The following is a 14,880-nucleotide window of genomic DNA, read 5'->3' as shown; positions in this document are numbered from 1 at the left end:
GACAGTTAACTTTCACTTTACCCTTAGTGATTAGTATAATTTTTTTTAACTGTTTCTTTTCCTCCTCAAAAACTTCAAATGGCTGGAATGTTATTAACAAAAATGATTCTTATATTCAATCAATTAACATTGTTATTAACATTTTTTATACTCTGGTCGATGATGATGAAAAAGCGAGTCGAGAAGGTGCAAAAATCTGTCAGTCCTTTTTGGAAAAATACCCTTATGTGCGCATTGTACAAACAGATTGTCCTAATCTTTGGACCGAAGCAATTGCCGCGCATTCGGAAGTCAGTCGTTCTCAAGAATAGTTCGAATCTTTTATCTCTTTGGTTAGAAAATGTTCTCATCTTGTAGCGAAATTCGACACTGAAACGTTATAAAATTATAACTAAATGAGAACCAGGATGAATAAATTATTTAAGGGAATTCTAGTATTGATTTTGTTTTGCAGTTGCAGTAAGGATACCATCAGTCCGGAAAAAATCGCGCCGGAAGATGTGAAAAAACAATTGGAAGCTTATGATTGGACTCCGACATTTTCTACCAGTGATACTAAAGATGAGCAGTCTCATTATAAACCGGAAGATTGTGAAAAGGATAATATTTATTCTTTCTCTTTTGGCAGTGATTTTCAAAAATTAAAACTAGAGCGCGGAAAAGAGCTTTGTGAGGTTGATAAAGGAACTTTTGAACAGTTTATTTTAGATGGAAAGTCTGAACGGTCTTTTACCTATGACAAAGAGAAAAAGAGCATTAAGTTTGCTGATAGCGATCAGTACGAGAGCTATGGTGTCCTTGTGGACGGAGATTATTTGGTCTTAACCTATCGAAATAACAATCCCCTTGCTTTTGTTATTTCCAGGGCATATTATTTTAAGGGAAAAATTAAAGAAAAAAATAAGTAGCATTCCTATAACACATGAATGGAAAGACGGCTTGCCGTCTTTTTTATTTAGGCTATAGACAATCTCTTTTTACAGGCGATGGATCGTACTTGTATAAGAACCGTTAGTAACCTTTTTAATGCATTGCTGAATTTGCTCCATCAGAAGCAGCCTTATAATTTCTACATGTGTGCCACTGATTTCTTAACCATAATCACCATAATATTAAATATTCATATTGAAAATTATCGTTAATTACTGCGTAAATCTAGCAGTAGATTAGTTCTATTGACTCTAAATACTGAAATTTCTATAACAGAAAAATTATCTTGATTATTATCTTTAAATCCTTATTTTAGTCTTTTGGAAACCGGTTGCATAACTCCGATAATTTTAAACTACATGAAACTCCGAATACTACTTTTGACAGCGATGTCAACATTGCTTTATCCACAGCTCCAGGCGCAACAATTGCCTTATAAGGATAGTCGTCTCCCTACCGAACAGCGTGTTAATGATCTTTTGGGACGAATGACCGTAGAGGAGAAGGTGGGACAGCTGAGCAAATTGCTTGGATGGGAAATGTATGAGAAGAAGGGGAAGCATGTAGGGGTGAGCGACAAATTAAAGAAAGCAGTCAAAGAGCAGCACATCGGGTTGTTGTGGGCAACACTGCGTGCCGATCCCTGGACGCAAAAAACACTCCTGAATGGTCTTAATCCGATTGAGGCTGCACGTGCGACCAACGCCATTCAGCGGTATATGCTGGATAGTACCCGTTTGGGAATCCCATTGCTGCTGTCGGAAGAGGCTCCACATGGACATATGGCTATTGGTGCTACGGTATTTCCGACGGCAATAGGGCAAGCGAGTACCTGGAATCCGACGCTGATTCAACGCATGGCATCAACAATAGCGCTGGAAACCTACGCTGTGGGTGGAAAAAATGGCTATGGACCGGTTCTGGATCTTGCACGAGACCCACGCTGGTCGCGGACGGAGGAAACTTATGGCGAAGATCCTTATTTAACGGGCAAGATGGGAACTGCGATGATCCGTGGTTTTCAGGGTGAGAAACTTGGACAACAGGATAAAATCATAGGTACATTAAAACACTTTGTCGCTTATGCTGCACCAGATGGTGGGCACAACGGTGAATCGGTATCATTTGGTGAACGGAGCTTAAGACACTATTTTTTACCACCTTTCGAAAAGGCCGTTAAATCTGGCGCAGGCTCGGTTATGACTGCTTATAATAGCATTGATGGAATTCCATGCTCCGCAAATCCCTGGTTGTTAAAGGATGTTCTCCGTAAAGATTGGGGTTTTACTGGATTTGTGGTGTCAGATTTATTGAGTATCTCTGGCCTTAATGGGGGGCATGCTACAGCCGCTACAGCGGAGGAAGCTGCTTCACAAAGTATACATGCGGGATTGGATGTTGACCTGAGCGGATCGGGATATGGTCCAAATCTTTTGAAAGCTGTGCAACAGGGCCAGGTGGAGCCCGCTGTATTGGATACCGCAGTAGCCCGCGTATTGCGGATGAAGTTCAATCTTGGTCTATTTGACCGACCTTATGTGGATGAGAAACTCGTTGTTCAAAAAGTTGCCACAGCGCAGAATAAATCTGTTGCGCGACAGGTTGCCCGGGAATCCATCATCTTGCTGAAAAACGAACAAAATACCCTACCATTGAGCAAATCGTTGAAACGCATCGCGGTCATCGGACCGAATGCCGACAATGCATACAATCAATTGGGTGACTATACGGCTCCACAGGCTGATGGCAAGGTTCAAACTGTATTGACAGGTATCCGCGCAGCGGTAGGCAAAGAAACGCAAGTTGATTATGTAAAAGGTTGCGCTATCCGTGACACGACGAAATCTGATATTGCGGCTGCGGTGGCAGCAGCACAGCAAGCCGATGCGGTGGTTTTGATTCTCGGCGGTTCCAGTGCACGGGATTTCAAAACTTCCTACCAGGCAACGGGAGCGGCGAATGTAGATCCCAATACAGTCAGTGATATGGAAAGCGGTGAAGGATTTGACCGCGTTTCGTTGGATATGATGGGCGATCAATTAAAACTTATGAAAGCGATCCAGGCAACAGGAAAACCTGTGGTGCTGGTGACGATTATGGGAAGACCGCTTAATCTAAATTGGGCAGCAGAACATATTCCTGCAATTATGAATGCCTGGTATCCAGGACAGGAGGGCGGATTGGCCATTGCCGATGTCTTGTTTGGCGATTATAATCCCGCTGGCCGGTTACCGATTTCCGTGCCGCGCTCTGTGGGTCAACTTCCGGTACATTATAATCATACGAAACCTAAACATCACGATTATGTGGAGATGTCCGCGAAACCTCTATATGCTTTTGGCTACGGATTAAGTTACAGTAAGTTTGAATACAGCAACCTACAGATGGGACTGACCGAAGGGGCGGATGATTTTGTCTGTACAGTATCCTTTGATGTCGAAAATAAGGGTAGTGTGACCGGCGATGAGGTGGCACAGTTATATGTTGTCGATGAAGTTAGTTCGGTAGTAACACCCATTATGCAGTTAAAACAATTTGAACGCAAAGCTATTGCAGCAGGAAAGAAAGAGAAGTACACTTTCCACTTGAACAAAGAAGACCTCAAACTGTGGAATGCAACTCATGCATGGAAAACAGAAAAAGGGAAATTCAGGTTGCTGGTTGGTACATCATCCGATGATATCCGATTGAAAGGGGAGATGGAGCTAAAGAAGGATTATTAAACAGTTAATTGGAAAGATTAGAGACCGTCTAAAAGGTCTTACGAAAAGAAGAAATCCCCCCATTTTCATGAGGGGATTTTGTGTTTACGTTATTTGAGGACAATGTGTTTGATACTCTTTCTATTCCAGGTATAGGTGATATGTATTAGACCACTTTTATCCTGTATAATGGTCGGATAAGAATATTCGTCTCCTTTGACCCCATCTTCCAAGGTTAGTGTATCATGCCAGTGAAGACCATCATGGGATGTTGCGACATGGAGTTTTGTTCGCCCTTCCCACCATTCATTTCCAGCGATTGCTGGATTGTAAACGATCATAAATAGTCCATTTTTCAATCGGATGGCATCAGTAGCCGAGTTGGGGTTGAGCAGGTTGGTTGCCTTCCAAGGTCCCCAGCTGTTGCCTTGGTCAGAGGAAAAAGCACTCATTACTTTATTTTCTTTACTGCGACAAAGTACCTGGAGGCGGCCATCTTTGTGTGGAACAATACTGGGCTGAATGACTTGAATACTTGTGTCAGGCCGAATTGTATGAATAGACCAGGTTTTACCGTGGTCGTGACTGATTTCTATATGTGCTTTCCAGATTTCGTCTTTTGATTCAGTACTGGAAGGAGATAGTATACCCCCATTAGATAATGTAAATGGTTTGTTTTTGATTGGTCCCAAAATACCATCGGGTAATGCCTGTGCTGCAGACCAGTGATGACCTTTGTCTATGGAATATTTGACGTAGCCTTTCCACTCGCGTGGGTTGGGCCCAATTTTATAAAACAAATAGAGGGTATCGTTCTTTGGCTGTTGATAGAGTACAGGGTTCCAGGTCGGATAACGCTTGTCTGCAAGAATCCCATCTGCGATTTGGACTGGGGATTGCCATTTGCCATTTTTATAATGAGAACTCCATATTACCACATCGGGATTGGATTCATGTGTACCGCCAAACCAGCAGGCCAGGAGGCTGTCTTTACCGATGGATTGTATGGTTGAGGCATGGCATTGTTTGAAACTGGCCTGTCCCTCTTGGAAGATCTGCTGGGACGACATTATCTGCGGCTTATAGCTTTTACATGAATAAAATGTTAGGAGTATTAATGCTAAAAATAAGGTTATTTGTTTCATTCTGTTAGTATGTGCTGCTAAGTTCAACAGTGTTGTTTTTTTATAGCTAGTGTTTTTAGTTATTCGGGTATTAATTGAGGACGAAAATGGGGACGATTTATATTTGCTGGTTTTCAGTAGTCAAATGAAAACCTTTGAAAATACCTGAAGTCGATCATCGTTATCGGATAATAAAAAAGCAGCTGATGTAATTCAGCTGCTTTTTTATTATTTGCTTTGCAATTGAATCGCGGTAGCATAATTGAATCTGGTGCCCGGACTTCTCAGGGTGATCTGGTTGTCACGTTGTGACCAATCCAAGCGACCTTTGTGGCCCAAAATTGTGATTTTTTTCACTTTAAAATCCGCTGGAACCTCAAAGACATATTCATTAGGTTGTTGATAAGCGTCGCCCGCTGAAAGGTGAAATACATTGACGATCTTGCTGTCCTTACTTTTGGTGTAATAGTAATCACCTTGATGATAAGGGGCAACGGTACGTGTTGCATATACGGCGCTTTGATTGATTTTCATCCAAGCTGATAATTCATTTAGACGATCATATGCTGCTTGGTCATAATCACCTTTAGGGCCGGGGGCGATGTTCAGCAAATAGTTACCACCACGGGAAATAATCTTGACAAGCGTTTCGACGATTTTCTTTGTCGGCTTGTAATTGTCATTGGGAACATAGCTAAAGGAGTCTCCCATAGTGATGCAGCTTTCCCATGGAATATCCAATGGATGCTCAGGGATAGCCTGTTCGGGTGTTACATAATTTTCCCAGTTTCCGGGAACAGTACGGTCTACCACGATGAGGCCTGGTTGATTTTTTCGGGCCATACCACCGATACGATCCATGTCAATATTTTGATCCACCTTGATTGTCTGTTGCCAGTCTACTGACTTGTCTACAGTTTCTAAGGGACGTACTTGTCCACCATCCAACCATAGAATATCCACTTTACCATATTCCGACGTTAGTTCATTGATCTGGTTGTAGGTGAAATCTTTAAATTTCTGCCAACGTTCAGGATATTTTTTCGGATCATAATTTACATTTCTGTCTTTAGGTGGAAAATAGGGCCACCAATAATATTCAGAGTGCCAATCCGGTTTGGAGAAATAAGCTCCGATTTTGAAACCGTCGTTGCGAAATGTATTAAAGATTTCTTTGGTCACATTTGCTTTTGGGTTGGAGGAGAAAGGTGTTTTGGTGGAAGTGATCTTATAATCCGATTCTTTGGTGTCGAACATCGCAAAACCATCGTGGTGTTTGGTTGTAAAGACCACATATTTCATTCCGGCTGCTTTTGCTGCGTCGGCCCATTTTTGAGGATTGAAATCCGTCGGGTTGAATGTTGTCTGCAGATTTTCGTAATTCTTGAGGTATTCAAAATAGGTTTTGCCATGCTCTGGTTTGCGTTGTGTCCAGCCCTCATCTTCGGGGCAGATACTCCAGCTCTCAACAATTCCCCATTGACTGTAGGTTCCCCAGTGCATGAAAAGACCGAATTTCATGTCCTGCCATTGTTCGAGGTTTTCGATCACTAAGGGATCTGTCGGTTTTTGGTAGCCACCCGATACATTGTGTGCTTGCCCAAAAGTCAATGTAGCGGTTGTTGCCAGTAGTGCGGTTGATATAATGGTTGTCAGTTTTTGCATGTATAAATATAATGAAAATGATAATAAGAAAGCCACCCGAGAGTGGCTTTCTATTTGGTAGATGTAGTGTCTATTAATTGACGTCCCAGAAAATTTTGGTGTCCGGTGTGTCTTTACTTTTTACTTCATCGTAATTTTTTGTGTTGTAAGTAGCCTCTGTTTGAGGTAGCGTTAATCTGACGGGGACAGTTTTTTGTCTATCAGAAGAAAATGTTGGGATCGTAAATTTGGGGTAATCTAAACGTCGTTGTTCTGACCAGTTTTCCACAGCCTGGAACAAGTTGAAATGTAACCATTTTTGTGTGGCGATCAATTGCATTTTATTACTCGCATTATCCCAGTTGACAGCTGTCACAAAATCATTAATTTGAGTCGTTGTAGGGACAGTGGCTTTAGCAATAGTAGCATCATCACTTTTCTGACTAATCTTCGTATAGAGGTCTACCGATTCTTTCAATGCTATTTCAAATACAGATTTCGCTTTTGTATTATTGTTGTGTTTATTATAGTATTCAGCTAATAATAAGTTTACTTCAGATGCGGTTACCAATAGACCAGGAAGAAATTTGTTTCGCGAAATCGTGTTACGATGTAAGAAGCTTAATGTTGTTCCCCTGACCAAGATGTTTTGGTCAGCTGATGAGGCGCTCTGATCAAGACCAATATAGGCTTTATTTGCAGTTGAACCAGTTTCAAATAATAACTGGCGACGGGGGTCGTTGATTTTATTCATTTCATCAATCATATATTTACTGGCTATGTTTGAATACCAACCATCTGTTTCAAAAGCACCTTTGATGTCTTCGGATTTAATATCTGAACTTATATTAAAAATATCAATTTGGGCGTTTTCACTGTTTGTTAAAATAAGAGGATAGTTCGTTGGATCTTCTACAATCTGAGCAAGTTCCGTGGTCGCTCTCGCAGAAAATTGAGAAGTTCCAGAAACGCGGGTTAACATTCTTAAACGGAGTGAATTACAATATTTTGTCCATAAAGTAATATCTCCATTGTTAATTAAATCCTGTGTTTTGAAGGTGGCAGCAAAAGTTTGTGGAACGGTAGTAGACTTTAGTTCGGTACTTATTGCTTTTAAATCATCTAACATGGTGGTATAAATATCCTCTGCTTTGTCATACTTTGGATAAGATATTGTATAATCCCCCCCGTTTCCCATTAATTTACCCGCTTCTGTCCAAGGAATATCACCTACTAAGTCTACCATTTGTTGTGTTTGGTCATAAAACAAAACTTTCGCGGCCAAAGCCATTGCCCTTTTCTGAATTTTATCCTCGGCGCTTAGTGCGTCATACAAACGAACAAATTCCTTGTATTGTGCTAGACCAGCATAATATTTGTTCCATCTTTCTTCTACGGCTGCAGAACCGGGGATTAATTGATTGGCCTGATTTACAGATCCAAGATTTTGGATGTATAGATTGATTGTTGGACGTAATGTGATGAAATAATTTCCATAAGTTGGGATAATTAATGCTCGAAAGTCATAAATCATGCCTGTAAATTGCTTTTCTGGCGTTGATTCTGACACTTTACCAGGGTTTTTATAAAAATCACCAAAAGAATCTTTTTTACAAGATGTTATCGTCGATATGGAAGCTGCAAGTAGCCCCAAAATAAAAATTTGTTTTTTCATTTTCGTAAAATTTAGAAGCTAGCACGTAGCATTAAACCATAGGTTCTTGTAGCGGGTGATGTCCCTGCATTTGAAACATTATTAATCCAGTTAGAACCACCTGTCATTTGTTCCGGATCTATATCTTTAATTGACCTGTATACAAAGAATAAGTTGCGGCCAAATGCAGATATTTGTAAATTCTTAGCCTTTAATTTAGCAGCGACTGAAGCAGGTAAACGATAGCCCAGTGATATTTCACGCATTTTTATATAATTATTTTTTTGCACATAGAGCTCATACCTTGATTGGGAATATTGTGGCCCGCCCCAATTATAGGTGCTGTTATAATAGGTAGCCTGCGAAATAATGTTTGTATTATTTGTTCCATCTGAGAGTTTGCCATCCATAAGCATACCATCGTGATAGACTGTTTCCCCATTTGGACCAGTATTGCCGTTTGTCGCTACACCAATGATATTTCCACTTGCATCTTTCGTTTGATAGTAGCTTAGTCCTCCATGGGCTGCATCCATATTATTTAAACTTTCCTCTGTTAACCCTCTACTCGTCATCCAATTTATACCTGTAGGCATAACACTTCCACCGAGTCTAAAATCCATTAAAATATCTAAGTTGAAGTTTTTATAATTGAAGTTGTTGATAAAACCTCCAACTGCTTTTGGCATTGCATTTCCTGCTTTTATCCACCGATTTCCATCGATCTCATACAAGCCATTTGCGGATACAACCTTATTTCCATTGTCATCTAATTTAATCGGTCTTACCATGATGTCTCCCATGGGCTGACCTACATTAGCGACTAATTGTGCTGCGTTTCCATCATAATCTCTTAACAATAAGGTGCCGGTATTGCCTGGTAATTCCTTGACCATATTTTTATTCATTGAAAAGTTCAATGTTGTAGACCATCTGAAATTTTCTTTTTGAATTGGTGTACCGTTAATCGCGAATTCCCATCCCGTATTGCGTAAAGTACCTACGTTCGCTAGGATTGAATTTGATCCGGAGCTAATTGGCAAAGTATAGTTTAAGATCTGATCTTTAATCAATCCATTGTAATAAGTGATATCTAGTCCCAATCGCCCGTTTAACATTTTAGTTTCCAAACCAAATTCAACCTCGTTTTTAGTCTCTGGTTTGATAGTTTCATTGCCAAATTCAGTGGTAGGTACTGTTGTATATATAACAGAAGCACCGCCATTTGTTTGCGTTCCTAAAGTTTTTTGTGTATATGCCAGGGCACTTTTATAGATGTCCGGATAATTACCAACAATACCCCATGAACCTCGTAATTTGGCATAGTTAAAAAATTCTGGTAAATGGAAAGCATCGGACAGAATCAAACTTGAATTTACGGATGGATAATAAAGCACATTGTTGTCTGGGCGCATGGTCGAAATTCGTTCACGACGTAATGTACCTTCAACATTCCAGAATTCTTTCAAATTGAAATTTAAGGTCCCAAAGAGAGCGTCTCTTAACATACGGTTTCTATAATTATATCTGTCGCTTCTCGTAGCCTGATTTAATGTTGCATTTACGTCAAACCAATTTCTTACAGTTAATCCACCATCAGTTTGGTTTTGTACATATACATCTTCAGATCTAGTTGCCGTGTATCCTCCAACAACTCCGATTTTAATGTCTTTATTTAACTGTTTATTATAAGTAGCCAATAAATCGGTATAATAGATGTTTGCATTTTGATTTCCCAAGGAGAAAAACCCAGAGTTACCAAATAATAGCGGCTTTTCGTTGGGTTGTTTGTCTTCTGTCTTTAGAGCGGTGACATCCGCTGAAACACGTGCACGTAATGATAAATCATTCGTCACACTCCAAGTGGCTGTATACGACCCAATCAAACGGTTTGAATATTCATCATATTGTTTTGCTTTAGAATTCCACGCATACTCTAAAACATCACCACGGTAACCATTGTATCGTATATTTTCTCCTGGAGTTAGACTTTGGGCATCTGGGGCATCAATTACATATTTATAACCTAAACTCGTTTGATATTTATCGTAGTACCATTCAGGATTATCAAATGTAGAAATCATACCCCCAAAGTTGTTAATCAAACGATCCGTTAAAAATGGTCTGTTATGGGTGCGTTGATTGACAAAGTTGACAACAACATCATTCTTGAAATTTTTCCAAAGCGTAAAGCTAGCGTTCAGATTCGCGATATTTTTCTTGTTATAAGATTCTAATGCGGTCATCTGATTATCTTGCCGAGTAAGCGAGAAACGAATATTGGAATTTTCTGTTGTATTGCCCAGTGCTAAGTTGAAAATGCTATTATTTGGATTGTTGAAAAATTTATTATAGGCATTTTGGGCGGAGTATGGCCGAACCTTTCCATCCCAGGAAATAATATCTTTTCCATCAAATAGAGGCCCGAAATTCACACTAGTATTCATGACGCCTCTATTGACGCCATTGATAGTTTGTGCACTACCATAATATTGAAACATATCGTCCGATTGTTTGTCATCTTGATATGCCTTAGAGTATCCAGGCCCCCTGACGTCTTGAAATCTTGGTAAATACGCAATTTGGTCATGCGTGTAAGTCGCATTAAAATCGAGTGTAAACCCTTTTCCTGCTTTTCCAGATTTAGTCGTCACCAAAACAACACCATTCATTGCTTCCGATCCATATAGCGCTGCAGCGGAAGCACCTTTTAGAATACTGATGTTTTCGATGTCTTCAGGGTTGAGATCTTCCAGTCCATTACCTCGAGCACGTTGATCTCCCCAGTAATCCGAGTTGTTGAAAGAAGTTTGTCTCATTGGTACCCCGTCAATGATGACTAAAGGTTGGGAATTTCCAGTAATGGAATTTGTACCACGAATATTAATGTTAATTCCTGAAGTGGCGCCACCGGGAGCTGCTGAGATACGTACACCTGGGGCTTTACCATATAATGCTCCAGCGAAGTTTGGTGATCCGGTTTTTGTTAATTCTTTGGAATCTACAGTACTCATTGCATATCCCAGTTCTTTTGGTGCCCGTTTGATCCCCATCGCTGTAACAACTACTTCCTCTAAGTTGGAAGCATCTTCAGTTAATTTAATATTGATTGTTTTGGATGATCCAACGACAATCTCCTGAGATTTGTATCCAACAATGGATACGCGTAACGTTTCGCCTTGAGAAGCTTGAATTGTAAATGATCCGTTGGTTCCTGTTTGTGTACCTCTAGTTGTTCCCTTTACAGAAACAGTAGCACCAGAGATAGGTCCATTAGCATCTGAAACTATTCCAGAAATGCTTTGCTGCGCGTAGAGCGATGTTGCACTAAAGAGTGTACATAACGCCAATCCTGCAGTTTTTTTGTAAAATAGACTCATGTTTTAGGTGTTTGTTTAAAAACGTTAGTTAATTATGTTGGTAATGTATTTTTCTACTACTAAAGCTATTGTCCCCATTTGTTGTGCTTTTTTGTGTAAAGTGGAGATGCTAAGTGTTGTCTTTTTTGAAATCTTGGGAATACTATACTCATTGATCGCAACCTGAATATGAGGAACTAGAATATGCCCGATTTCTGCTCCTCTACCACTGATGATAATTTTGTTTGGATTAAGAATGTGTATTAATGTTGAAATTCCTTTGCCAAGCATGTAACCTATTTTTCCAATATTATTGATGGCTACTTGGTCACCGATTTGCACTGCTTCTATTAAAGCCTCAATTTTATTGACATGCTCATTGACAAGTTTTTCATAAATAGAATATTCTCCATTTTTAATATCTCTTTCGGTATTCCGAATAGCTGCGCTAATGGATGCTTCGACTTCCAAACAGCCTCTTTTTCCACACGAGCATAATGTCAGTGTTTCAGAAAGTGGAATATGGCTAAATTCTCCGGCATAGCCCGATGTACCTTTGAATATGTCATCATTGATTAAAATACCTAAGCCTACACCCCAATTTAGATTGATCACTAATGAATGAGATGAATCCTGTGCTTCACCAAATTTCTTTTCAGCCCAAGCAATACAACGCGAATCATTGTCAATAATAGTCGGAAGATGAAATTCTTTTTCTACACACTCACGGATATTGTATAAACACGAATCTTCATTATAAGATTCATTTAGTCCTGTGTCAGTATTTACGAAGCCGGGCATACTGATTCCGATACCGATAACCTGATTTAGATCTATATTGCCCGTGCTAATGAAATTGTTTATGGCTTCTATTATTGCGTCTGTGGCATTTCTGTCTCCAAGGTCAATCGGAATGTTGTTTTTTGAAGAAATTATTTCGGCTTTCAGGTTTGTTAAAGATATGGAAGTGTAAAATTGGTCGATGGTAATGCTGATAATGCTTTGCGTTAAATCTTCATTAAGCATATATTGTATGGCTTTTCTTCCCCCAGTAGATGCAGCATAACCTTTCTCTACGATGACATTTTTAGTCATGAGATCATTAATCTGTTTGGTAACAGATGGAATGCTTCGGGACAATGAATTTGCAATGTCTGCAATCGGTTGCATCGGTTTGTAATACAACATTCTTAAAATCTCGATGATCATATCTAGTTCAATTGTATTCGTGGTATTGTGTTTATTCTTTAAGCTTATTAATGATTGATTATCATGTGTTTAGTATCAATCTGGTTTTCATAGTTGCTTATAAATACCGGATATACCAGCTTTGTATAAGCTTTATAAGTTAAAGATATGTGCTTTTTATGTTAAGTTCAAAATTCTTTTTAAATTTTTTAAAAAGAATTTTGAACTTAAGGCTATTAGTGAATAAAAATGCTATTCTTTGTTATTTTATGCGGATACAAATAGGATGTATTGTAACAAACAAGATTTAGTTATATATGGTTATACAAAAAAAGCCGGCTATGAGCCGGCTTAATTATAATTCATTGAGTGAAAAACTTATTTCTGTTTTGCCCACCAAAGTGGTGTCAACACTTTATCCACTCCACCCAATAGCGATACCGCATTTTGGTATTCAGCAGGATCAGTATCCCTAAAGGAAGATGGGAATGCTAATCGTTGCGGAAAGAATTTGATGCTGCTTGTCATAAAGTTTGCTGATGTAAGATCAGGTAAGTTCGGTAAAGCATTTTCAATTGCAGGATTTTCATAGAATGGTAAACCCAATCTTCTTTGGTCATTCCAGGACTCTAATGGTAACCAAGGTAAATTGGCAATGAATTTTTGGGTAATAATCTTCGTCAATAAGTCATTACGTACTGTACCATTTTTGTAAAGAGAATTGACCGGGTACTTAATGCTTACTGTCCCAGCAGCATTCGTATAGCCATCAATATAATCCATGGTATGTGCATCGCCTGGTTCCGCAATATGTGTGAAACTAACGGATGTGCCCACTCTGTTATAATCCGTAGAGCTTAGGTATTCCGAAGCAAACTGACCTACTCCCCAATAATCAAAATTAGCTCTTACACCATTTTCATAAGCTGCCTGTGCTGTTGTTCCTGTTATCCATCCTTTTAGCGATGCTTCGGCCAACAAGAAATAACTTTCCCAGTTCGCAAAGAAAATACGGCTATTTGCGCTTCTTCTAAATTGAACGGCAATTGCCGGAACTTTACCGACTAATGTACTTCTCAGCCGGTTATTTGTACCTTTGGCCGCCCAGTCGCCTAATGAGAAGGCATTCCAGGTATATTTTGTGTTTACAGCAATTTTGGTATTGCCATTCACTAAGGTGTCTACCGTTTTTTTAGAATCGTCGCCGTTATCGAAGAAATTGCTATTGTTAAAATCTCCGGGGATAAAAAATGCTTTTAACGCACGTGGATCTATTTTATTTGGTAGACCATCCAACCAGTAACCCGCAGAAGGGTCATTAGTCTTACTCGTGAAATGATTACTGTAACGCTTGCCAATATAGTTTTCGGCTTTAATTGAAGACTTCAGATCTTGAGCAACTTGCTTTTCAGTTTGAATTCCACCTAATCCAAGATAGAGATTATTTAATGTCGCCGAAAGGGCCTGATAGTTCCAACTACGGCTCATGACACCTGTCAAAGGATCCCAGCCATCTTTCTCCGCAACAGTAAAATTATCTGCTGTATTGCTGATGTATTTATTGGTAGCCACAGCAGCCTCGAATTCTGATTTTGCTTTGTTGGCATCGATCTCAGATAGGCGCATCGCTAAACGCATACGCATTGAATTAGCGTATTTGATCCACTTCTCATCGTTAAACCCATAAGCACGGTCAAACTTGACAACATCATCAGGAACCTTAATTCCGGGTTTTATTTTGGAAGTTGCGTCTTTAAGTTCTTCGAAAAGGTAATAGTAAACATCTTTGACTGAACTATATTTTGGATTGACTCCTTCTGCGAACGCAATCGGGGTAGGGCCAAAATTATCTGTTACCTCACTGATCAAGTATGCTCTCCAGATACGGGAGATCTGCAACAGATTATTGGTATAATCTTTTGCGGATCCAGCATTGATTTCATTGGTTGCAACCTCAATTCCTTTGGTAGCATTTTTGATCCATTCAGCTGAATATCTATAATATTCTTTGGACCAATCATCATTTACTGTTCCAGTTGCTAAACCATTGGTCATATGTTGTCTTCCGGTAGTTTTCCAGTCGAGAACAAAGATACGTTCAGCGATATTAGGGTCTTGTTGCGCGCCAGTAAGTGCGTTATTAAAAAAGAATTCGATTTTGACTTGGTCGTCATTCGCCTTATACGGATTGACGTTCATCTCTTCAAATTTAGAGCATGAGCTGATAACTCCCCCCAAAAGTAAAGCAAAACCTATTTTTGATATGATATTTTTCATGA

At 39.5% G+C, this 14,880-nt stretch carries 8 protein-coding genes; 2 read left to right on the top strand and 6 right to left on the bottom strand.

Annotation, left to right across the window (positions count from 1 at the left end; all coding sequences use genetic code 11):
* The first annotated feature begins 407 nt into the window (after positions 1 to 407).
* Complete coding sequence (locus OGI71_RS16735; RefSeq protein WP_282250415.1) at positions 408 to 908, top strand: hypothetical protein; 501 nt, start codon at positions 408 to 410, stop codon at positions 906 to 908.
* A 381-nt stretch (positions 909 to 1,289) separates the two neighbouring features.
* Positions 1,290 to 3,653 carry a glycoside hydrolase family 3 N-terminal domain-containing protein gene (locus tag OGI71_RS16730; RefSeq protein ID WP_282250414.1) on the top strand — a complete coding sequence of 788 codons (2,364 nt, stop codon included), beginning with the start codon at positions 1,290 to 1,292 and terminating at the stop codon, positions 3,651 to 3,653.
* An 89-nt stretch (positions 3,654 to 3,742) separates the two neighbouring features.
* Here OGI71_RS16730 and OGI71_RS16725 read toward each other — a convergent pair whose 3' ends face one another.
* From OGI71_RS16725 to OGI71_RS16700, 6 genes are all read right to left on the bottom strand, one after another.
* Positions 3,743 to 4,702 (bottom strand): sialidase family protein, encoded by a 960-nt coding sequence (locus OGI71_RS16725; RefSeq protein ID WP_282250413.1) that lies wholly within the window; start codon positions 4,700 to 4,702, stop codon positions 3,743 to 3,745.
* A gap of 282 nt (positions 4,703 to 4,984) precedes the next feature.
* Positions 4,985 to 6,421, bottom strand: coding sequence for an alpha-L-fucosidase (locus OGI71_RS16720; protein WP_282250412.1), 1,437 nt, complete (start codon positions 6,419 to 6,421; stop codon positions 4,985 to 4,987).
* A gap of 73 nt (positions 6,422 to 6,494) precedes the next feature.
* A complete protein-coding gene (locus OGI71_RS16715; protein ID WP_282250411.1) occupies positions 6,495 to 8,075 on the bottom strand; it encodes a SusD/RagB family nutrient-binding outer membrane lipoprotein in 1,581 nt (526 codons plus the stop codon).
* 11 nt (positions 8,076 to 8,086) lie between these two features.
* Complete coding sequence (locus tag OGI71_RS16710; protein ID WP_282250410.1) at positions 8,087 to 11,434, bottom strand: SusC/RagA family TonB-linked outer membrane protein; 3,348 nt, start codon at positions 11,432 to 11,434, stop codon at positions 8,087 to 8,089.
* 24 nt (positions 11,435 to 11,458) lie between these two features.
* Positions 11,459 to 12,622, bottom strand: a complete 1,164-nt coding sequence (locus OGI71_RS16705) for an ROK family protein (protein ID WP_282250409.1) — start codon at positions 12,620 to 12,622, stop codon at positions 11,459 to 11,461.
* 357 nt (positions 12,623 to 12,979) lie between these two features.
* Complete coding sequence (locus OGI71_RS16700) at positions 12,980 to 14,878, bottom strand: SusD/RagB family nutrient-binding outer membrane lipoprotein (RefSeq protein ID WP_282250408.1); 1,899 nt, start codon at positions 14,876 to 14,878, stop codon at positions 12,980 to 12,982.
* Positions 14,879 to 14,880 lie beyond the last annotated feature (2 nt).

This window comes from Sphingobacterium sp. ML3W (assembly GCF_029542085.1).
Classification (GTDB): Bacteria; Bacteroidota; Bacteroidia; order Sphingobacteriales; family Sphingobacteriaceae; genus Sphingobacterium.
This window is presented reverse-complemented; position numbering and strand designations above follow the sequence as displayed.

What these genes read in the sequence shown, in the direction of transcription:
- OGI71_RS16705 (WP_282250409.1), bottom strand. Translation starts at nt 12,622, where the DNA reads ATGATCATCGAGATTTTAAGAATGTTGTATTACAAACCGATGCAACCG.
- OGI71_RS16710 (WP_282250410.1), bottom strand. Translation starts at nt 11,434, where the DNA reads ATGAGTCTATTTTACAAAAAAACTGCAGGATTGGCGTTATGTACACTC.
- OGI71_RS16725 (WP_282250413.1), bottom strand. Translation starts at nt 4,702, where the DNA reads ATGTCGTCCCAGCAGATCTTCCAAGAGGGACAGGCCAGTTTCAAACAA.
- OGI71_RS16735 (WP_282250415.1), top strand. Translation starts at nt 408, where the DNA reads ATGAATAAATTATTTAAGGGAATTCTAGTATTGATTTTGTTTTGCAGT.
- OGI71_RS16720 (WP_282250412.1), bottom strand. Translation starts at nt 6,421, where the DNA reads ATGCAAAAACTGACAACCATTATATCAACCGCACTACTGGCAACAACC.
- OGI71_RS16715 (WP_282250411.1), bottom strand. Translation starts at nt 8,075, where the DNA reads ATGAAAAAACAAATTTTTATTTTGGGGCTACTTGCAGCTTCCATATCG.
- OGI71_RS16700 (WP_282250408.1), bottom strand. Translation starts at nt 14,878, where the DNA reads ATGAAAAATATCATATCAAAAATAGGTTTTGCTTTACTTTTGGGGGGA.
- OGI71_RS16730 (WP_282250414.1), top strand. Translation starts at nt 1,290, where the DNA reads ATGAAACTCCGAATACTACTTTTGACAGCGATGTCAACATTGCTTTAT.